Raw genomic sequence first — 18,472 nt, 5'->3', positions numbered from 1 at the left:
CATCCTTAGCATTCACGCAAATAAGTGAGAGAGTCCTGATAAGCCTTAGCCGGATCCTCGGCGCGAACACGGCATTCATACACCACGTATCCCTGATAGTTATCGGCACGCAGCTGATCGAACAGGCTGGCGAAATCGAGGCTGCCGCTGCCCGGCTGATAGCGGTGGTTATCTGCAATGTGAACATGACCCAGCAGATCGCGGTTCTGATGCAGCGCGTCCGCCAGCGAGTCTTCTTCAATGTTCATGTGATAGAAATCACCGATGATCTGCACGTGCTTCAGGCCGTTCTCTTCGATATAACGACGCGCGTCTGCCAGGGTGTTGATCATATGATCCTGGTAGCGGTTCAGCGGCTCCAGGTAGACGGTGGTGCCGGTGCGCGCGGCCACCTCATCCAGCCAGCGCAGCGAGGCGCTTACGGCTTTGCGGTCACCGTCCAGGCTGCGTGGAGAGGTCATTGGCGGCAGACGGAAGGTAAACATGCCCCAGGCAGCAGGCACGATAATGCCCTTTCCGCCGACTTCCGCCAGCGCTTCCAGAATGCGTTCGATCTGCTGTAATCCGTTCAGACGGCGTTCTTCGATGAAATCACCGATCCAGCCATCGTACCCGCCACATGCTGTCGTCACCGGCAGGCCCGTGGCTTTGATAGCGGCTTTCACTTCATCGAGATTTTCCACCAGCAGACGGCCGTCAATTTCGTAGCCATCAAAACCCATCGCTTTGATGTACTCGAATTTTTCCATGATGTTGGTCGGGAAAAAGGCCTGGTTTTGTGTTGCGATCTTCATGATTTGCTGTCCTTAGCTTAAAAAGTGACGCCCATTTTGATACTGAGTTCCGGATGCTGATCGACATACTTCATATAGCTTTCCGGGCTGGTGGTGAAGGTCACGACCGGGTCGATCAGATCTTCACAGTTCAGATAACCGTTCATCAGCAATTCCCAGCAGGTCTCTTCGATACGCTTGCGGCTCCAGCGCGGATAGTCCGGGTTCGGTTCACTGCAGGCGCGGGAGAAGACAATCTTCGCGTTGTTGAAGTGCGCTTCGCGCCCCAGGTTGAAGCCTGCCGCAAACGGTTTGGCGAAGGCCACGTAGGAGATGGTGCCGCCGTAGGCGAGCCCGCGCAGCGCGGACTGCAGCGCATCCGCAAAGCCGCTGGTTTCGATGATCACGTCCGCGCCCTGCTTCCCGGTCAGCTTTTTGATTTCCAGACCGACATCGGTACCGATTGGATTCAGGCAGTGGTCCGCGCCGTGACGGCGAGCGATCTCACAGCGGTGTTCAATCGGATCAACGCCGATAACCACTGACGCACCGGCTTTTTTCGCCAGCTGAATCGCAATCTGTCCGATGGCTCCCAGACCGACCACGACAACAAAGTCACCCACACGGACGTTGGCATCACGCACGCCGCTCATGGCGAACTGCGCCGGATCGTAGCAAACGGCATTCTTCCAGGACGCGCCCTGCGGCATTTTACGCAGCTTATAGTTGTTCACCGCGTTAACGATGACCGTTTCCTGCAGCGGGCCGTAGCAGCAGACGCTGTCGCCGATCTGGTATTCCGTTACGTCTGCACCGCATTCAATAATGTCGCCAACGATCATGTTGCCCAGCTGGAACTTACCGAATTCGATACCGCGCGCAGCGCCCTCTTCACGCGGCGTGAACATCTGCCACTCTGCGTTGAACTCTTCATCAATAAACGGGCTTGCCGCGCGGAAATCCACGACTTCCGTTCCGTGCTTCGGGGCGCCAAAGCGGGCGCGAATTTTCACTTCATGTGCTTCCACAGCACGGTCTTCATACTCCACCAGCGCCGCCACGCGTGGCGCTGTCGCAACTAACTTCTTCATAACTTGCTCCTGATAAAAAATTGGCCGCCTTAGCCCTTGACGCCACCGGCGGTCAAACCACTTTTAATAAAACGTTCAGAGAGTGCGTACATGATGACCACCGGAAGCGCCGTCACCAGCGATGCCGCCATCATGCGACCCCAGATATAATCTGGCGTACTAAAGAGCGTGTTCAGCCCGACCGGCAGGGTAAAGTTGCTGGCGCTGGACAGGAAAATGGAGGCAAACAGGTAGTCGTTCCATGCCACCATGAAGCAGTAAACAAACACCGACACGAGACCGGAAATGGCCAGCGGCACGGTAATGCGGAAGATGATTTGCAGGCGGTTCAGACCATCCATCATCGCGGCCTCTTCTATTTCGTCCGGAATGGTGTCGAAATAGCTGCGCAGCATGAATACCGCCGTAGGCAACGTCTGGGTCACCATGGTGATGATCAGCGCCAGTTCAGTGTCGTAAATGCCGAGCGCGGTGATGATTTTGAACAGCGGCACCACCAGCAAAATCCCGGAGAACATATAGACGGTGTAGAAGCTCGCGTTGATCGTCGCACGTCCTTTAAAACGCAGCTTGGACAAGGCGTAAGCGCTCAGCGTGCCGAGAAACACCGCAATTACCGATGACGTCAGCGACACCACCATGCTGTTGCGGAAGTAATCCACGAACGGGAAAATTAGCGGGTTAAAGATGTCAACGTAATGCTGAAGCGTCCACGCCTGCGGCAGAATAGTCGGATTCAGCGATATGGCCTCTTTCGCGCTCTTGAATGACGTCATCAGCATCACGAAGAACGGGAACAGCGTGATAATCAGAAATACCGCCAGCCCCAGATAGAAACCAATACGGCCCAGTATGCGTTTATTTGTTGCCATTGAGGTTTACCCTTTTTCTGGTCAGCAGAATGACGGCGAAGATGATCACAAACAGCACAACAGAAATGGCGGCTGCTTTGCCCAGATCGTTGAATGCAAAGGCAGTTTTATAGAGATACACGCCCAGAATATCGACCTTCGTAGTCAGCAGATAAACATCCGCAAACATGTAGAACATCCAGATGGTTCGTAGCGTCACCACCGTTGCCAGTACAGGCATGATGGCGGGCAACGTGACGATACGGAAACGCTGCCAGGCGTTGGCTCCGTCCATCTCTGCCGCTTCATACAGCGATTTATCAATGGTCTGCAAAATTGCCAGGAATGAGATAAAGGCATACGGGAAGTAGCGCCAGATGGCGAACAGCACCACCAGCACGAAGCTGCTACCAGGGTTGTCGAACCAGAGCGGCGCCTGGTCATACAGATGCAGCAGATCGACGCCCAGATAGTTCACAATGCCGTAGCCGTTGTTGAACATGTATTTCCAGGCAAATACCAGGGAAATAGAGGGTGTCACGTAGGATAAAATCACCAGCGAACGCGCCGTCTTCCGGAGACGAAACTCACGGTTAAAGAAGATGGCGACGGCAAGCCCCAGCCCGGTGCTGCCGAGCACGACCAGCGCCGTATACCAGAACGTCATCCACAGCGAGTGCCAGAACGCAGCATCCCCCAGAATGCGGATGTAGTTATCCAGGCCAACAAACACCGCATCAATACGCGGGTTAAGCGGCAGGCGTAAGAAACTGATTTCAATATTGGAAATCATTGGCCAGGCCACCAGGCCCCCCAGCAAAATCAGGCTGGGGGCCAACAGCAGCATGGCGAAAGGCATATCTGAACGACCAGAAAACAACGTCTTCATAATTTCCTTCCGCAGAGCGCTCCTATCGTTGTGAAATCAGGTCAGTCAGTCGCGTCTGGCTCTTGCTAAGCGTTGCGCTGAGATCTTGTTTACCCACGGTGACGTTATGCACCATGGAGCTGATAATGCCGGACCCTGTCACATCGCCCATGCCCGTGAAGTTTTTGTCGCCAACAGCGCCAAACACCTGTACGTTCGGGAATTGGGCGATCAGTTCATAAGGCAGTTGCCCAAACGCTTTAATCACCTCGTTGTTTTTCCAGGTATCCGTTCCTACGACCAGCGTGTTCACCGGCAGCGCCGCGCCCGGCGACATCATGACCCAGTCGGTTGCGTTTTGAGCCTGCTCCATCCACGTCACAAACTTTTCAGCCGCTTGCGTTTCTTCTTCGGTTTGTCCGCTGGTGATCGTCAACGAGGTGACCATGCCATAAACGGCAGAGGACTTTTCTGTCGGGACAACGAAGCCAAGGTTGGCAGGGTTACCATCCTGGAATACCGCCGGCAGGATGTAGGTGGAATAGACGGCCATCGGTGCAGAACCGTTCATGAAGGCATCTTTGATCTCCATGACGTCGTTCGAGCCCGGCATGGTGGTCGCGGCCAGCGCTTTATAGAACGCCAGCGCTTTTGCCATTTCAGGGGTGTCAATTTCAACGTTTCCGTTGGCATCAAAAACGTTCGCGCCGCCGGAAAGCGCAAACTGGGAGAACGCCTGCTCGGTCATGACGCTTTCCGCGGTGGGCAGCGCAATACCGTAATGTTTGTTGGCCGGGTCGTTAAGCTTCTGGCTGGCTTTCAGCAGCTGTTCCCAGTTATGCGGTTCCTGAATACCCGCAGCGGCAAGCACATCTTTGTGATACCAGACGCCGGACAGCCAGGCGCTCATCGGCACCCCCGTCCAGGCTGTGCCGTCTTCAGTACGCACAACGCGCAGGATCCCGTCATAGAAGGTCTTTTCGCCTACCGCTTCAATGGCTTCACCGATAGCCTTGCGATCCAGCAGTTGTTCCTTATCCATGACTTTCGCGTAATCATGGCTGACTTCAATCACTTCAGGCAGCGCGCCCGTTCTGGCGAGCGTAATCACTTTGGTGTTGTAGGCATCTTCTTCCACCGGCACCTGCTTCACCGTAATGCCGGGGTTTTCTTTCTCGAATTTTTCGATCAGTTTCGTAATAACCGCCTGGCGCTCCTGCTCTACTGACGAGTGCATGAACTCAATGGTCACAGCAGACGCTTTATCATCTTTACAGCCTGATAACAGGGCGCACGAAACCAGTGCTGATAACAGCACAATTTTGGGCATTTTCATTTTAGGGTCCTTTTTAGTTTTCTTTAATCCACATAACCTGCCATGGATTGAGGGTCAGCTCTTTACCGCTAACAACTTGTCCTGATAGTAATTCCATACCAGTATGCGTGTCCCCATTAACGGTATGAACGTTATTACTAAAATTAAACAGGGCTGTAATTCTCTCACCGTTTTCAGCCACGCGAACAATTTTAAGAATTTGTTCATCCAGTGATTCAAAAAATGCCTGGGCATCAGGGTGAAACGCACTTTCCCCACGACGAATCGCAATAAACTCGCTTAAACGGGAATAAATTTTATGACGAATGCTATTTTTATTATTAAGTTCGAGATCAACCTGACCTGCAGTATATTTCTTGCGGTTTATCGCGCGGTTATAGCCGAGGCGCTCGACCCCTTCATAATCGTTACGGGAGCCAAGAATACTTTGAATATACACGGCAGGTACACCTGGGAAACTTAACAGCACCGCATGCGCCAGAATAAAGCGCGAAATGCGTTCATCATCTGAACTGTTTTGCGCGCTTAACGCGTCAAGATAGGTCACATTAATTTCGTAAGGACTGCGCGTACCGTCAGGATTATTTTTCCAGTTGACCAGCGCCCCTTCCTGCTGAAGTTTCTCAACCAGTGCGAGGATTTCTGATTCCGGCAGAATGCCGCGCAGTGGGTTCAGACCGATACCGTCATGAGACGCCAGGAAATTGAACCAGGTCGTTTTTGTTGAAGGCAGCGCCAGCGATCCCGCCCACTGACAGAGAGCGTTAACATCCTGACGGTGCACAGCATGCAGCACCAGCGGCGGCAAGGAGAACTGGTAGACCATCTGAGCTTCATTTTCACCGTCACCGAAATAAGAGATATTGTCCTTATGCGGAACGTTCGTCTCAGTAATGATCACGGTACCCGGCGCCACGGCCTCGGTAATAGCACGGAAAAGCTGGATAAGGCAGTGAGTCTGTTCCAGATGGATGCAGCTTGTTCCAGGGATCTTCCACATAAATCCGACGGCGTCCAGACGGATATAACGCGCCCCTTCCGCCAGGTAATGGAGCAGCACGTCAACCATCGCAATCAGCACCTGAGGCGAGGCGAAGTTAAGATCGATCTGGTCATCGCTGAAGGTGGTCCAAAGATGACGCACGCTGCCATCATGCAGCGTAAATGGCGTCAGCAACGGTAATGCACGAGGACGCGTCACCGCAGATAAATCAGTTTCTGGATCGACAGCAATAAAGAAATCTTCGTAGCCAGGTTTCTGCGCAAGATAATTAGCAAACCATTCACTTTTTGCTGACATATGGTTGCAGACGAAATCAAACATTAAGCTGGCAGACTGTTTTAAATCAGCAACGTCTTGCCAGGTCCCGGTTTCAGGCGCAACGTTGTGGTAATCAATAACGGAAAATCCGTCATCAGAGGACCACGGATAAAAAGGTAAAAGGTGGACATGGGAAAACGTGCGAGCAAGCCACTCATTATAAAAGCGGGTAAATACCGGCAACGCTTTCTCCCCTTTCGCGGAGAACTGATCGGCGTAGGTGATCAGAACGACATCTTTTTCATCCCAGCCTGATTTACGCTTTTCTGTAATATCAACAGCAGCTTGTTCAAGCTTTGTTAATAACACTTTAAAATGTGCTTCAGAAAATGATTCACCGTAAATATGATTGATAAGTTTTTTAATTTTTGCGTTCACATTATTTTCCATGGTAGCGGTCCCACGAAGGGCAATCTACTCCCCTGAAAAATATCTGTCAACGAACCGGGAGGCTGAAAAACGCAATTACAAAGCAGCTCTGTGCAGTAATGTGAGCTGCCGCAAAGAAAGTGAGGGAAAGGGATGAAATGTCGTTAGCCCTTCCGGGGAGAGAAAGGGCTAACGCGAGCGTGAATTATCGGGATAAGTAACGGCGTGACAGCCGCTTTGCCGCTTTTTGCAACAGAGGTTCAAGCGCCACGGCCAGCAACATTCTAACCGGCTTGCGGGCAACAGATTTGATCGCCCAGCCCGCCACACCTGCCGGGCCGTAACGTAACGCCGTCATCAGAACCAGTTTACCTGCGATTTTCAGGCCGGGTTTTACCTTCTGACCGGCCTGTTGCCAGTTTTTCTTCATGTATATTCTCTCTTAAAGCTGACGAAAACGACTTCTCAGCGTAAAGGTATCGGATGTGACATAGCGTTCCATTTCACGTAACCGCTTCTCCCCTTCAGCCAGCCGATCGTCAACCGCATTGAGAAGATCGTTACTGGTAGGCGCGCCTTCCGCAGCCAGTTCGCCTTCCGGCATCGGGTCAAGTACAAACGACAGCACGATGTAGGCCACGAAAGTGATAAACGCCAGGCCGAAAAATATCGACAGCACCGTGACCACACGAACCAGCTTTACCGGAACGTCGAGATAATGGGCCAGCCCGGCGCAAACGCCGCGCACCATGCCCTGCTGTGGAATTCGCCACAATTTTTTGTTCAGATTCAGTCCTGACATTAACGGTCCCTCCAGTTAGGATGTTCTGCATCCAGGATTGCTTCCAGCGCCTGAATGCGATCGCGCATCTTGTTAGCCTGGTCGGTAAGCTGCGCAAGACGTTGTTGTTCGCTCTGGGATAAATCGTTCCCTGAAGAACGGTTGCTGTAGTGCAGCCATAGCCAAATCGGCAAAACAAACAGCACGAAAATCGTCAGGGGAATGGCCAGGAAAAGCGCGCTCATGTGTACTCCTTGTCGTCGGATGCTTAGCGGCACGCTCAGGTGCCGCAACATTATTATTGGTTATCTTGCTTCATTTTGGCTTTCAATGCCGCCAGCTGCTCGCTGATTTCATCGTCCGCTTTCAGATCGGCAAACTGTTGATCCAGCGACTTTTGCTTACCGATGCCGTGGCTCTCTGCTTCCGCTTCCATCTGGTCGATACGACGCTCGAATGACTCAAAACGCGCCATGGCCTCATCCAGCTTGCCGCTGTCCAGCTGACGACGCACGTCGCGGGAAGAGTTTGCCGCCTGATGACGCAGGGTCAGCGCCTGCTGACGCGCGCGGGTTTCGCTCAGTTTATTTTCGAGCTCACCAATCTCTTTTTTCATGCGGGTGAGCGTGTCTTCAACCAGGGTGACTTCATGCTCCAGCGTAGCGATCATGTCCGCCAGCTTCTGCTTTTCAATTAACGCCGCGCGAGCAAGATCTTCTTTATCTTTGCGCAGGGCGAGTTCCGCCTTTTCCTGCCATTCATTGAGCTGAGCGGTGGCCTGCTCGATACGGCGCGTTAACTGCTTTTTCTCAGCCAGCGCACGGGCGGAGGTAGAACGCACTTCAACCAGCGTGTCTTCCATCTCCTGAATCATCAGGCGCACCAGCTTCTGCGGATCTTCTGCTTTCTCCAGCAGTGAGTTGATGTTGGCGTTCACGATGTCGGCAAAACGAGAAAAAATACCCATAATCAAATCCTCATAGTTCTGTTATCGGGCTATGCCCTGCTGTACTGATAATACAATTCCCGTGCCAGTTTTTTATCCTATTGATTTTACACGGTGTGATTGATTTTTATTCACCACAGAACTATGCTGACCTGGTGAATATCGCTAAGGAGTGGTTAATTTCATCATGGCTCAATACAAAGATAACTTACTCGGCGAAGCCAACAGCTTTCTTGAGGTAATGGAACAGGTTTCTCGCCTTGCGCCGCTCAACAAACCGGTACTCATTATCGGCGAGCGCGGCACGGGTAAGGAACTGATTGCCAACCGTCTGCACTATTTATCCGGACGCTGGGACGGCCCCTTCATTTCTCTAAACTGTGCGGCGCTGAATGAAAACCTGCTCGATACCGAGCTGTTCGGCCACGAGGCGGGCGCGTTTACCGGCGCTCAAAAGCGCCATCCGGGACGTTTTGAGCGCGCCGACGGCGGCACCCTGTTCCTTGATGAACTCGCCACCGCGCCGATGCTGGTGCAGGAAAAGCTGCTGCGCGTGATTGAGTATGGTGAACTGGAGCGCGTCGGCGGCAGCCAGCCGCTGCAGGTTAACGTGCGCCTGGTCTGCGCCACCAACGCCAATCTGCCGGAGATGGTCGCGGAGGAGAAATTCCGTGCCGATCTGCTTGACCGCCTGGCCTTTGACGTCGTTCAGCTTCCGCCGCTGCGCGACAGGAGAAGCGACATCATGCTGCTTGCTCAACAATTTGCGATTCAGATGTGCCGCGAGCTCGGTCTCCCTCTTTTCCCCGGCTTCAGCGATCATGCGCGGGAGACACTTCTGGCCTACCGCTGGCCGGGAAATATCCGCGAACTTAAGAACGTTGTTGAGCGTTCTGTTTACCGCCACGGCAGCAGCGAGACGGAGCTGGACAATATCATTATCGATCCTTTTCAGCGCAATGCGCCGCCGGTTTCCTCCCCGTCATCGTCAGGCGATACTCCCGCGCTGCCCCTTGATTTGCGCCAGTTCCAGCACGAGCAGGAGCAACAGCTGCTGGAGCAAAGCCTGAAGGCGGCGAAATATAACCAGAAACGCGCGGCCGAACTCCTGGGCCTGACCTACCATCAGTTACGGGCATTGCTTAAAAAACATCAAATGCGCTGACAATATCGGCACTTACCCGCAGACATTTTTACGAAGCAGGCGTAAGTGCGATACACTTTGCAGATCGAACCTAAAAACCTTAAAAATTATGCGTCTGGTTTTATCGTCCTTTTTTGCACTCGGTCTGTTCAGCGGCCTGGCGTTTGCTGCGCCCGGGCAGTCTACGCAGCCTGACATTCGTGACAGCGGCTTCGTCTATTGCGTCAGTGGCCAGGTGGATACCTTCAACCCGCAAAAAGCGGGCAGCGGCCTGATTGTGGATACGCTCGCCGCGCAGCTTTACGACCGTCTGCTTGATGTCGACCCGTACACCTATCGCCTGGTGCCTGAACTTGCGGAAAGCTGGGAAGTCCTGGATAACGGTGCAACCTACCGTTTTCGCCTGCGCGATGATGTCGCGTTTCAGCGTACGCCGTGGTTTACCCCTACGCGCAAGCTGAACGCGGATGACGTGGTCTTCACCTTCCAGCGTATCTTTAACCGTAACCACCCGTGGCATAACGTCAATGGGGATAATTTCCCCTATTTCGACAGCCTGCAGTTTGCCGACACCGTTAAAAGCGTGCGCAAGCTGGACAGCCGGACGGTTGAATTTACGCTGACGCGCCCGGATGCCTCCTTCCTCTGGCACCTTGCGACCCACTATGCGTCCGTTATGTCCGCCGAATACGCGGCGAAGCTGACGAAAAAAGATCGTCAGGAGCTGCTCGACCGCCAGCCGGTCGGTACCGGCCCGTTCCAGTTGGCCGAATACCGCGCGGGGCAATATATTCGCCTGCAGCGCCACGAACATTTCTGGCGCGGTACGCCGCTGATGCCGCAGGTGGTGGTCGATCTCGGGTCTGGCGGAACGGGACGGCTCTCGAAACTGCTCACCGGGGAATGCGACGTGCTCGCCTGGCCCGCTGCCAGCCAGCTCACCATTTTGCGCGACGATCCGCGTCTGCGTCTGACGTTACGCCCGGGGATGAACATCGCTTATCTGGCCTTTAACACCGATAAGCCGCCGCTGAACAACCCTGCCGTACGTCACGCTCTGGCGCTGGCGATCAACAACCAGCGTCTGATGCAGTCGATCTACTACGGCACGGCGGAAACCGCCGCCTCAATTTTACCGCGCGCCTCGTGGGCCTACGACGGTGAGGCTAAAATTACGGAATACAATCCGGCAAAAGCGCGTGAACAACTGAAAGCGCTGGGCGCGGAAAACCTGACGCTCCAGCTTTGGGTGCCCACCAGCTCCCAGGCGTGGAACCCGAGCCCGCTCAAAACCGCTGAACTGCTGCAGGCGGACATGGCGCAGGTGGGCGTAAAGGTGATCATCGTACCGGTTGAGGGCCGTTTCCAGGAGGCGCGCCTGATGGATATGAATCACGACCTCACCCTGACAGGCTGGGCTACCGACAGTAACGATCCGGACAGCTTCTTCCGGCCGCTGCTGAGCTGTGCTGCGATAAATTCGCAGACCAACTACGCCCACTGGTGTAACCGGGAGTTCGACGCCGTGCTGCAAAAAGCGCTCTCTTCCCAACAGTTGGCCTCGCGCATTGACGCTTACGATGAAGCGCAAAAGATACTCGCTCAGGAACTGCCGGTGCTTCCGCTGGCCTCTTCCCTGCGCCTTCAGGCCTACCGCTATGATATTAAAGGCCTGGTGCTGAGCCCGTTCGGCAACGCCTCGTTCGCCGGCGTATCGCGTGAAAAAGAACAAGAGGTGAAAAAACCATGATTATTTTTACCTTGCGTCGGCTCCTTTTACTGCTGGTGACGCTCTTTTTCCTGAACTTTGTCGGCTTCAGCCTGAGCTATTTCACGCCGCACGCCCCGCTACAGGGCTCATCGCTGTGGGATGCCTGGCTGTTCTGGTTTAATGGTCTGCTGCACTGGGATTTCGGCGTGTCGAGCATCAACGGGCAGCTTATCTCCGAGCAGCTGAAAGAGGTGTTCCCGGCCACGATGGAGCTGTGCATTCTGGCCTTCGGCTTTGCCCTGATGGTAGGTATTCCCGTGGGCATGCTGGCCGGGATCTACCGCAACAAATGGCAGGATAAGTTTATCAGCGCCCTTGCCCTGCTCGGCTTCTCTATCCCGGTATTCTGGCTGGCGCTGCTGCTGACGCTGTTCTTCTCGCTGACGATGGGTTGGCTACCGGTCTCTGGCCGTTTTGACCTGCTCTATACGGTTAAAACGGTAACGGGTTTTGCCATCATTGACGCCTGGCTGTCCGATTCCGTCTGGCGCCATGAGATGATCGTCAGCGCCCTGCGTCATATGGTACTGCCGGTGCTGACGCTGGCGGTTGCGCCGACAACCGAGGTGATCCGCCTGATGCGCCTGAGTACCATCGAGGTGTTTGAGCAGAACTATGTCAAAGCTGCCGCCACGCGCGGATTGTCGCGCCTGACCATACTGCGCCGCAACGTCCTGCACAACGCTCTGCCGCCGGTAATTCCGCGCCTGGGGCTGCAGTTTTCCACCATGCTTACGCTGGCCATGATCACCGAGATGGTCTTTAGCTGGCCCGGGCTGGGACGCTGGCTGATTAACGCCATCCGTCAGCAGGATTATGCTGCTATCTCAGCGGGTGTGATGGTGATTGGTTCGCTGGTCATTATTGTTAACGTGTTGTCCGATATTTTGGGTGCGATGGCTAACCCATTGAAGCATAAGGAATGGTATGCCTTACGATAACGTTTACAGTGAAAAGCGCACGCCCGGTGCGCTGCGTACCGTGTGGCGTAAGTTCTATGGTGACACCACGGCAATGATCGGCCTTTATGGCTGCGCCGGTCTGGTATTGCTTTGCCTCTTTGGTTCGTGGTTTGCGCCTTATGGCATCGATCAGCAGTTCCTTGGCTATCAGCTGCTACCGCCTTCCTGGTCACGCTACGGCGAAGTCTCATTCTTCCTCGGCACTGACGATCTCGGACGCGACGTATTGAGCCGTCTGTTAAGCGGGGCTGCCCCGACGGTGGGCGGCGCGTTTGTCGTGACGCTCGCGGCGACGCTCTGTGGACTGGCGCTCGGTATTTTCGCGGGCTCCACGCATGGCCTGCGCTCGGCGGTGCTGAACCACATTCTGGACACGCTGCTGTCGATTCCGTCTCTGCTGCTGGCAATCATTGTGGTTGCCTTTGCCGGTCCGCATCTGTCGCATGCCATGTTCGCCGTCTGGCTGGCTATCCTCCCCCGCATCGTGCGCTCGGTTTACAGCATGGTGCATGACGAGCTGGAAAAAGAGTATGTCGTTGCGGCCCGTCTGGACGGCGCGACGACCTTCAATATTCTGTGGTTTGCCGTTCTGCCAAACATCGCCGCCGGGCTGGTCACCGAGATCACCCGTGCGCTGTCGATGGCGATTCTGGACATCGCTGCGCTCGGATTCCTCGACCTCGGTGCGCAGCTGCCGTCCCCTGAATGGGGTGCGATGCTCGGTGACGCGCTGGAGTTGATCTACGTGGCGCCGTGGACGGTTATGCTGCCGGGGGCGGCGATTATGGTAAGCGTGTTGCTGATCAACCTGCTGGGCGACGGTATTCGCCGTGCAATTAACGCGGGGGTGCAATAATGCCGCTTCTTGATATTCGCAACCTCACCATTGAATTCAAAACCGGTGAAGGCTGGGTTAAAGCCGTCGATCGCATCAGCATTACTCTCGCCGAGGGCGAGATTCGCGGGCTGGTGGGTGAATCTGGTTCGGGAAAAAGCCTGATCGCCAAAGCGATCTGCGGCGTGGCGAAAGACAACTGGCGCGTGACCGCCGACCGCATGCGGTTCGACGATATAGACCTGCTGCGCCTCTCTCCGCGCGAGCGTCGCAAGCTGGTCGGCCATAACGTCTCGATGATTTTCCAGGAGCCACAGTCCTGCCTCGATCCGTCCGAGCGCGTAGGCAAACAGCTGATGCAGAACATTCCCGGCTGGACCTATAAAGGCCGCTGGTGGCAGCGTTTCGGCTGGCGCAAGCGCCGCGCCATTGAGCTATTACACCGCGTCGGGATCAAAGACCATAAAGACGCGATGCGCAGCTTCCCGTATGAGCTGACCGACGGTGAATGCCAGAAGGTGATGATTGCCATCGCCCTGGCTAATCAGCCGCGTTTGCTGATTGCGGATGAACCCACCAACGCGATGGAGCCGACCACCCAGGCACAAATTTTCCGCCTGCTGTCGCGCCTGAACCAGAACAATAACACCACCATTTTGCTGATCAGCCATGACCTGCAAATGCTCAGCAAATGGGCGGATAAAATTGACGTGATGTACTGCGGGCAAACGGTCGAAACTGCCCCGAGTGAGGAGCTGATCGCCGCGCCGCACCATCCATATACGCAGGCGCTTATCCGCGCTATTCCTGATTTTGGCAGCGCCATGCCGCACAAGAGCCGTCTGAATACCCTGCCCGGAGCTATTCCGCTGCTGGAATCGTTGCCGATAGGCTGTCGGCTGGGGCCGCGTTGTCCGTATGCTCAGCGTAAATGTATCGAAACGCCGCGCCTGACCGGCGCCAAAAATCATCTTTACGCCTGTCATTTCCCGCTGAACATGGAGAGAGAGTGAAATGGTCGAAACCTTGCTGGAAGTCCGCAATCTGACTAAGACCTTTCGCTATCGCACGGGGCTGTTTCATCGTCAGACTGTCGAAGCGGTTAAACCGCTGAGTTTTACCCTGCGTGAAAAACAGACGCTGGCGATCATCGGCGAAAACGGCTCCGGTAAATCCACGCTGGCGAAAATGCTTGCCGGCATGGTCGAGCCCACTGCTGGAGAAGTGTTGATTGACGATCATCCTCTGCAGTTTGGCGATTACTCTTTCCGCAGCCAGCGCATCCGCATGATCTTCCAGGATCCGTCTACCTCGCTTAATCCACGCCAGCGCATTTCGCAGATCCTTGATTTCCCTCTGCGTCTGAATACCGAACTGGAGCCAGAGGCGCGCCGCAAGCGTATCTTCGAAACGCTGCGTATGGTTGGGCTGTTACCGGATCACGAAAGCTACTACCCGCATATGCTGGCCCCCGGTCAGAAACAGCGTCTGGGTCTGGCCCGCGCGTTGATTCTGCGCCCGAAAGTGATCGTTGCAGACGAAGCGCTTGCCTCGCTGGATATGTCTATGCGCTCGCAGCTGATTAACCTGATGCTCGAATTACAGGAAAAGCAGGGTATCTCCTACATCTACGTTACCCAGCACCTGGGGATGATGAAGCACATCAGCGATCAGGTAATGGTCATGCACCAGGGGGAAGTCGTCGAGCGCGGCAGCACGGCGGATGTGATGGCCTCCCCGCTTCATGAGCTGACGAAAAGGCTGATTGCCGGGCATTTCGGTGAAGCATTGACCGCCGATGCGTGGAGAAAAGACCGTTAAGCGCGGCGGTAAACGCGGATTGCTCCGCTCAAATAAGGATTAAATAGCCTGCGTGCGCTATTTAATCCTTTTATTTTTTATCTCCATCCCTGCTCCATATTTTAAGCAATATCCATCAATAGTTCTTCTCCAGAATACCGGGATATTACGGAGGAGAAGAAATGAACACCACCACATATGTTCTAAAATATACGGAGTATCTCATCAGAAAATGCCGTTCATATTTCATGACGGACCTCAATTTTCATACTGCAAAACTCAAAAAGACATCAGGCATAACCCCTGACATTAAATCACCCACTACGTTGAGTGAAAAAATATGTCATCGCCTGGTCTATGACCATAATAATCTCTACACAATGCTTGCCGATAAACTCGCCGTCCGCGAATACGTTGCGTCCAGAACAACGCGAGTAAAAGCGGTGCCTTTGATTGGGGTATACCGCAGGTTTTCGCATATCGATTTTTCAACACTGCCCGATCAATTCGTCCTTAAGTGCAATCATGACAGCGGAAGCACAATAATCTGTACAAACAAAGACCAGTTCAATTACCGGCAGGCCCGAAAAAAGCTCACTCTCGCATTAAAGAAGAATTTGTATTACACCACGCGCGAGTGGCAGTACAAAAATATTACACCCGTTATACTGTGTGAGCCCTATGTCGATCTTTTCAATAATGCGGACAGGAACAGCACGCCGGAAATGCTGAGAATTCACTGTTTTCACGGGGTCGCACACTATGTTGAGGCCGATTTTACGGATGACCTCGGCAGAGAGTTTATCAACGTTTACGACCGACACTGGAATTTACAGCCCTTCCAGATGGAATATCCTAATACGCCGGTTGCGCCCGGCGAGCCGAAATTGTTCCGTGAGGCTCTGCTGGCCGCTCAGGAGCTGGCGAAGGGTCTTGACTACTGCCGCGTTGACCTCATGTTGAAAAGCGATGAAATTTACTTCAGTGAAATAACCTTAAGCCCAAAACGGGGCAAACTGCGAATTACCCCTCTGGAATGGGATACAAAGTTAGGCGATATATGGCAGTTGCCGCTATCGGCGGGCAGGCCAGGCTGACCTGCCGCCAGGACTCAGGCATCGGGCCAGGTCAGTTTGAACAGGGAGTGGTTTTGCTTCGATAAGGTATACGTTACATCGCCACCATGAGCCAGCATGATGGCTTTTACCACCGATAACCCTAAACCACATCCTTCAGGATTCACATCTCTGGCACCATTATCCCGCTGGAAGGGTTGAAATAAGAAATCATGAAATTCCCTGGGGATGCCCGGCCCGCCATCCTCAATAAGGATATAATTGCCTTTATCAGAGACGCCATTTTTTACGATGAGTTTCCGCGAAGTTGAATAATGTAATGCGTTGTCAAACAGAACGGCCAGACACTGATTGATGCGCAACGGATCGAACACGCATCGCTGTTCCCTCAACGCTGTTTTAATCGCAAACTGGTTGCGCTTGAACTCGGGCATGAAAGTATCAAGCGCATCCTGGATTGTGCCTTTGAGGTCCGTTCTGGATTTATACAGCGTATAACCCGCCCCGCCGTCAGAGCTGATCACCCGAAGATCTTCAATCAAACGGGTTAACCCCTCAGTCTGCTTGAGAAGATTATTAAAAAGCAGCGGATCCGGCTCAAAAACGCCGTCTACCAGCCCCTGAAGCCGCCCGCGTAAAATCGTGACCGGGGTTCTCAGCTCATGGGCAATGGCGGCGTTCCAGGATTTCCTCTGAATATCCAGCGTCTGGAGTTTTTCCGCCATTTCATTGAAATCCGTGACCAGATGATTGACCTCTCCCAGACGGGAGCTGGTGCAATAAGCACGGGCATCCAGCTGGCCCTGAGAAATTTTTCTCAGGCTGGACGCTACCGCGTTTAACGGGGTGAGTATTCGTGAAGAAAGTTTTATCGTTAAAAATATCGCGATTATCAGACTGATTGTTGTCGCGGTCCCGATCCACACCCAGTCCCACATCGTCATTTGCTCGTCATCGCCCTCAACGGCACCGCCGGGGAGGTGATCGAGAATAAAAGAGTAAAAAAACCAGGAGCCCAGTACCGCAATGGCAATGATCATAAACGTCAGCAGCAGCATATACGTTAAGATCTGCCGACTCAGGACAGAATCTCTGTTCATTTTTTCTCCCCGAGTCGATAGCCCATCCCCCTGATGCTCTCAGGAACGCCATAAAGGCCTGCAAGCTCCAGCTTTTTACGCAGCTTGCTCATATGGCTGTCTACCGTTCTGTCGAGCGTATCGCCTTCCGGCAGACACGCGTTAAGTAACTCTTCCCGGGAACAGACCTTTCGCGGGTATCTCACCAGGTAAGTAAGAAGTTTAAATTCCGTCGTCGTTAATACTGGGGAGACTACCTCTTCGCCCACGGTGACCTCAACGTAGAAATCGTCCGGGTAGACCGTAATAAAAGGCGTCCTGAGAGGCACGGCACCCGCCTGCTGGAGAGCGGGTCTGGTTCTGCGCAGCACGGCTTCAACTCGCGCGACCACTTCGGAAGGATTGAATGGTTTGATGACGTAATCGTCCGCGCCAAGCCTGAGCCCCATCAGCTTATCCACGTCCTGATCGAGTGCGGACACCATAATGACGGGCACAGAACTTTCCTGACGGAGCGTCGTGAGTACGCTCCAGCCATCGCATACGGGCAGATGGATATCCAGCAAGATAAGATCGGGTTTATGGAGCCGATTAAGTGCTATCGCCTGCTCGCCCTGCCGGGCTCTCAGCGTTTTCATCCCAGAACGCTCTAAGTATCTCATCAGTATATCGGCAATTTCGTTTTCATCTTCAACAACAAGGATTAGAGTATTTTTGTTCATTTTATCTCCGCGGGTGAAATCCCTTTGAGCACGCTATCAGATATCTTTAGCACAATAAGACACAGACTCCGGGAAAAAGTGCCGTGGCCGCGAAAATTTCCTGGATTAATTTAAGTGCCCGGCAATTTCTCCATACAGCCTACACATTCAGTCAATAAAGACTCGACAATGTCAGCCCACAATAGTTATTCGGAGTTAAACCGTCTTTCGTTTAACGTGGTAAATACCCCTGTCGCTTAATGGCTTTCTGAATTTGGCTGAGATAATGAACATGGAACTTTCGAAATACTTCTCTCCTAAAAAAATCGGCATATTTTCTCTCTTCCTGCTGCTATCGTGGGGATTACTTTATACCTGGCTGGTATTGATGCATAAAATGGATGAGAAAGTCGCCGCAACGCTACTCTCTTCCCCCATGATCTATGGCTGCATTGCCTTGTCGGTTGTCTCTCTGATAATACAAAACAAAGCAGGCGCGTTCACTGAATTACTTCTCATCGCCTTCTGGCTAATGGTGATTTTTGTTTATCTCATTATTACGTTCACTGTGCTGCTGAACGCTACGCCAGATTTTAACGATTTGGTGTTTTACTATGAGTGTTATTTAATTCTCTTTTTTGGCGGTTCACCGTTGTACCTCATCGTGAGAATGATTTAAACAACCGTGTTGTTTCGCTCCACACTCTCTCCATAAACCGCCCATGTCCGCTAAACAGGCGAGTTGTAGACTCTCCATCACACCATCTT

At 53.4% G+C, this 18,472-nt stretch carries 20 protein-coding genes; 8 read left to right on the top strand and 12 right to left on the bottom strand.

Annotated elements, in window-relative coordinates:
• Positions 1–5: 5 nt before the first annotated feature.
• The 10 genes from IM299_RS00335 to pspA all read right to left on the bottom strand — a co-directional run bounded on the left by IM299_RS00335 (position 6) and on the right by pspA (position 8,357).
• Positions 6–794 (bottom strand): sugar phosphate isomerase/epimerase, encoded by a 789-nt coding sequence (locus IM299_RS00335; RefSeq protein ID WP_047364974.1) that lies wholly within the window; start codon positions 792–794, stop codon positions 6–8.
• A 17-nt stretch (positions 795–811) separates the two neighbouring features.
• On the bottom strand, positions 812–1,864 hold the full coding sequence (locus IM299_RS00330; protein ID WP_041909681.1) for a zinc-binding alcohol dehydrogenase: 1,053 nt from the start codon (positions 1,862–1,864) through the stop codon (positions 812–814).
• 29 nt (positions 1,865–1,893) lie between these two features.
• Positions 1,894–2,736 (bottom strand): carbohydrate ABC transporter permease, encoded by an 843-nt coding sequence (locus tag IM299_RS00325; protein WP_193356808.1) that lies wholly within the window; start codon positions 2,734–2,736, stop codon positions 1,894–1,896.
• Positions 2,723–3,604 carry a carbohydrate ABC transporter permease gene (locus IM299_RS00320; RefSeq protein WP_028013373.1) on the bottom strand — a complete coding sequence of 294 codons (882 nt, stop codon included), beginning with the start codon at positions 3,602–3,604 and terminating at the stop codon, positions 2,723–2,725. Before IM299_RS00320 ends, IM299_RS00325 begins: the two co-directional genes overlap by 14 nt.
• Before the next feature lie 22 nt (positions 3,605–3,626).
• Complete coding sequence (locus tag IM299_RS00315) at positions 3,627–4,919, bottom strand: ABC transporter substrate-binding protein (RefSeq protein WP_193356807.1); 1,293 nt, start codon at positions 4,917–4,919, stop codon at positions 3,627–3,629.
• Positions 4,920–4,932: 13 nt separating this feature from the next.
• Positions 4,933–6,630: a sugar phosphorylase gene (locus IM299_RS00310; RefSeq protein WP_193356806.1), complete on the bottom strand. Its 1,698-nt coding sequence runs from the start codon at positions 6,628–6,630 to the stop codon at positions 4,933–4,935.
• Between the two features lie 184 nt (positions 6,631–6,814).
• Positions 6,815–7,039, bottom strand: coding sequence for a phage shock protein PspD (gene pspD, locus IM299_RS00305; RefSeq protein WP_028013376.1), 225 nt, complete (start codon positions 7,037–7,039; stop codon positions 6,815–6,817).
• A gap of 12 nt (positions 7,040–7,051) precedes the next feature.
• On the bottom strand, positions 7,052–7,411 hold the full coding sequence (gene pspC, locus IM299_RS00300) for an envelope stress response membrane protein PspC (protein WP_028013377.1): 360 nt from the start codon (positions 7,409–7,411) through the stop codon (positions 7,052–7,054).
• Positions 7,411–7,635: an envelope stress response membrane protein PspB gene (gene pspB / locus IM299_RS00295; RefSeq protein ID WP_028013378.1), complete on the bottom strand. Its 225-nt coding sequence runs from the start codon at positions 7,633–7,635 to the stop codon at positions 7,411–7,413. The genes pspC and pspB overlap by 1 nt, the downstream gene beginning before the upstream one ends.
• A 53-nt stretch (positions 7,636–7,688) precedes the next feature.
• Positions 7,689–8,357 carry a phage shock protein PspA gene (gene pspA, locus IM299_RS00290; protein WP_193356805.1) on the bottom strand — a complete coding sequence of 223 codons (669 nt, stop codon included), beginning with the start codon at positions 8,355–8,357 and terminating at the stop codon, positions 7,689–7,691.
• A gap of 151 nt (positions 8,358–8,508) precedes the next feature.
• Here pspA and pspF point away from each other — a divergent pair, with 151 nt between their 5' ends.
• The 7 genes from pspF (at position 8,509) to IM299_RS00255 (ending at position 15,945) form a co-directional block, all read left to right on the top strand.
• Positions 8,509–9,501 (top strand): phage shock protein operon transcriptional activator, encoded by a 993-nt coding sequence (gene pspF, locus IM299_RS00285; protein ID WP_193356804.1) that lies wholly within the window; start codon positions 8,509–8,511, stop codon positions 9,499–9,501.
• An 88-nt stretch (positions 9,502–9,589) separates the two neighbouring features.
• Complete coding sequence (sapA, locus tag IM299_RS00280; protein ID WP_028013381.1) at positions 9,590–11,230, top strand: ABC transporter substrate-binding protein SapA; 1,641 nt, start codon at positions 9,590–9,592, stop codon at positions 11,228–11,230.
• The gene (gene sapB / locus IM299_RS00275) at positions 11,227–12,192 is read left to right on the top strand and encodes a putrescine export ABC transporter permease SapB (protein ID WP_041909670.1); all 966 of its coding nucleotides are present in this window, start codon (positions 11,227–11,229) and stop codon (positions 12,190–12,192) included. Before sapA ends, sapB begins: the two co-directional genes overlap by 4 nt.
• Complete coding sequence (gene sapC / locus IM299_RS00270) at positions 12,179–13,069, top strand: putrescine export ABC transporter permease SapC (protein WP_028013383.1); 891 nt, start codon at positions 12,179–12,181, stop codon at positions 13,067–13,069. Before sapB ends, sapC begins: the two co-directional genes overlap by 14 nt.
• Positions 13,069–14,061 carry a putrescine export ABC transporter ATP-binding protein SapD gene (gene sapD / locus IM299_RS00265; RefSeq protein WP_028013384.1) on the top strand — a complete coding sequence of 331 codons (993 nt, stop codon included), beginning with the start codon at positions 13,069–13,071 and terminating at the stop codon, positions 14,059–14,061. The genes sapC and sapD overlap by 1 nt, the downstream gene beginning before the upstream one ends.
• 1 nt (position 14,062) lies before the next feature.
• Positions 14,063–14,869, top strand: coding sequence for a putrescine export ABC transporter ATP-binding protein SapF (sapF, locus tag IM299_RS00260; RefSeq protein WP_041909668.1), 807 nt, complete (start codon positions 14,063–14,065; stop codon positions 14,867–14,869).
• A gap of 161 nt (positions 14,870–15,030) precedes the next feature.
• A complete protein-coding gene (locus tag IM299_RS00255) occupies positions 15,031–15,945 on the top strand; it encodes an ATP-grasp fold amidoligase family protein (RefSeq protein WP_041909666.1) in 915 nt (304 codons plus the stop codon).
• A gap of 14 nt (positions 15,946–15,959) precedes the next feature.
• Here IM299_RS00255 and IM299_RS00250 read toward each other — a convergent pair whose 3' ends face one another.
• Together IM299_RS00250 and IM299_RS00245 are read right to left on the bottom strand one after the other, a co-directional pair.
• On the bottom strand, positions 15,960–17,024 hold the full coding sequence (locus IM299_RS00250; RefSeq protein WP_193356803.1) for an ATP-binding protein: 1,065 nt from the start codon (positions 17,022–17,024) through the stop codon (positions 15,960–15,962).
• Positions 17,021–17,725 carry a response regulator gene (locus IM299_RS00245; RefSeq protein ID WP_041909662.1) on the bottom strand — a complete coding sequence of 235 codons (705 nt, stop codon included), beginning with the start codon at positions 17,723–17,725 and terminating at the stop codon, positions 17,021–17,023. The genes IM299_RS00250 and IM299_RS00245 overlap by 4 nt, the downstream gene beginning before the upstream one ends.
• Positions 17,726–17,996: 271 nt before the next feature.
• Between IM299_RS00245 and IM299_RS00240 the strand changes: the two genes are divergently transcribed.
• A complete protein-coding gene (locus IM299_RS00240) occupies positions 17,997–18,383 on the top strand; it encodes a hypothetical protein (protein ID WP_041909660.1) in 387 nt (128 codons plus the stop codon).
• The last annotated feature ends 89 nt before the right edge of the window (positions 18,384–18,472 follow it).

This window comes from Enterobacter cloacae complex sp. P47BA (assembly GCF_014930485.1).
Classification (GTDB): domain Bacteria; phylum Pseudomonadota; class Gammaproteobacteria; order Enterobacterales; family Enterobacteriaceae; genus Enterobacter; species Enterobacter bugandensis.
The sequence above is the reverse complement of the archived record's forward strand: the minus strand, read 5'-3'. Positions and strand labels throughout refer to the sequence as shown.

What these genes read in the sequence shown, in the direction of transcription:
- IM299_RS00320 (WP_028013373.1), bottom strand. Translation starts at nt 3,604, where the DNA reads ATGAAGACGTTGTTTTCTGGTCGTTCAGATATGCCTTTCGCCATGCTG.
- sapB (WP_041909670.1), top strand. Translation starts at nt 11,227, where the DNA reads ATGATTATTTTTACCTTGCGTCGGCTCCTTTTACTGCTGGTGACGCTC.
- IM299_RS00245 (WP_041909662.1), bottom strand. Translation starts at nt 17,725, where the DNA reads ATGAACAAAAATACTCTAATCCTTGTTGTTGAAGATGAAAACGAAATT.
- IM299_RS00335 (WP_047364974.1), bottom strand. Translation starts at nt 794, where the DNA reads ATGAAGATCGCAACACAAAACCAGGCCTTTTTCCCGACCAACATCATG.
- IM299_RS00250 (WP_193356803.1), bottom strand. Translation starts at nt 17,024, where the DNA reads ATGAACAGAGATTCTGTCCTGAGTCGGCAGATCTTAACGTATATGCTG.
- IM299_RS00240 (WP_041909660.1), top strand. Translation starts at nt 17,997, where the DNA reads ATGGAACTTTCGAAATACTTCTCTCCTAAAAAAATCGGCATATTTTCT.
- sapA (WP_028013381.1), top strand. Translation starts at nt 9,590, where the DNA reads ATGCGTCTGGTTTTATCGTCCTTTTTTGCACTCGGTCTGTTCAGCGGC.
- sapC (WP_028013383.1), top strand. Translation starts at nt 12,179, where the DNA reads ATGCCTTACGATAACGTTTACAGTGAAAAGCGCACGCCCGGTGCGCTG.
- sapF (WP_041909668.1), top strand. Translation starts at nt 14,063, where the DNA reads ATGGTCGAAACCTTGCTGGAAGTCCGCAATCTGACTAAGACCTTTCGC.
- IM299_RS00325 (WP_193356808.1), bottom strand. Translation starts at nt 2,736, where the DNA reads ATGGCAACAAATAAACGCATACTGGGCCGTATTGGTTTCTATCTGGGG.
- sapD (WP_028013384.1), top strand. Translation starts at nt 13,069, where the DNA reads ATGCCGCTTCTTGATATTCGCAACCTCACCATTGAATTCAAAACCGGT.
- IM299_RS00315 (WP_193356807.1), bottom strand. Translation starts at nt 4,919, where the DNA reads ATGAAAATGCCCAAAATTGTGCTGTTATCAGCACTGGTTTCGTGCGCC.
- pspC (WP_028013377.1), bottom strand. Translation starts at nt 7,411, where the DNA reads ATGTCAGGACTGAATCTGAACAAAAAATTGTGGCGAATTCCACAGCAG.
- IM299_RS00255 (WP_041909666.1), top strand. Translation starts at nt 15,031, where the DNA reads ATGAACACCACCACATATGTTCTAAAATATACGGAGTATCTCATCAGA.
- IM299_RS00310 (WP_193356806.1), bottom strand. Translation starts at nt 6,630, where the DNA reads ATGGAAAATAATGTGAACGCAAAAATTAAAAAACTTATCAATCATATT.
- pspB (WP_028013378.1), bottom strand. Translation starts at nt 7,635, where the DNA reads ATGAGCGCGCTTTTCCTGGCCATTCCCCTGACGATTTTCGTGCTGTTT.
- IM299_RS00330 (WP_041909681.1), bottom strand. Translation starts at nt 1,864, where the DNA reads ATGAAGAAGTTAGTTGCGACAGCGCCACGCGTGGCGGCGCTGGTGGAG.
- pspA (WP_193356805.1), bottom strand. Translation starts at nt 8,357, where the DNA reads ATGGGTATTTTTTCTCGTTTTGCCGACATCGTGAACGCCAACATCAAC.
- pspD (WP_028013376.1), bottom strand. Translation starts at nt 7,039, where the DNA reads ATGAAGAAAAACTGGCAACAGGCCGGTCAGAAGGTAAAACCCGGCCTG.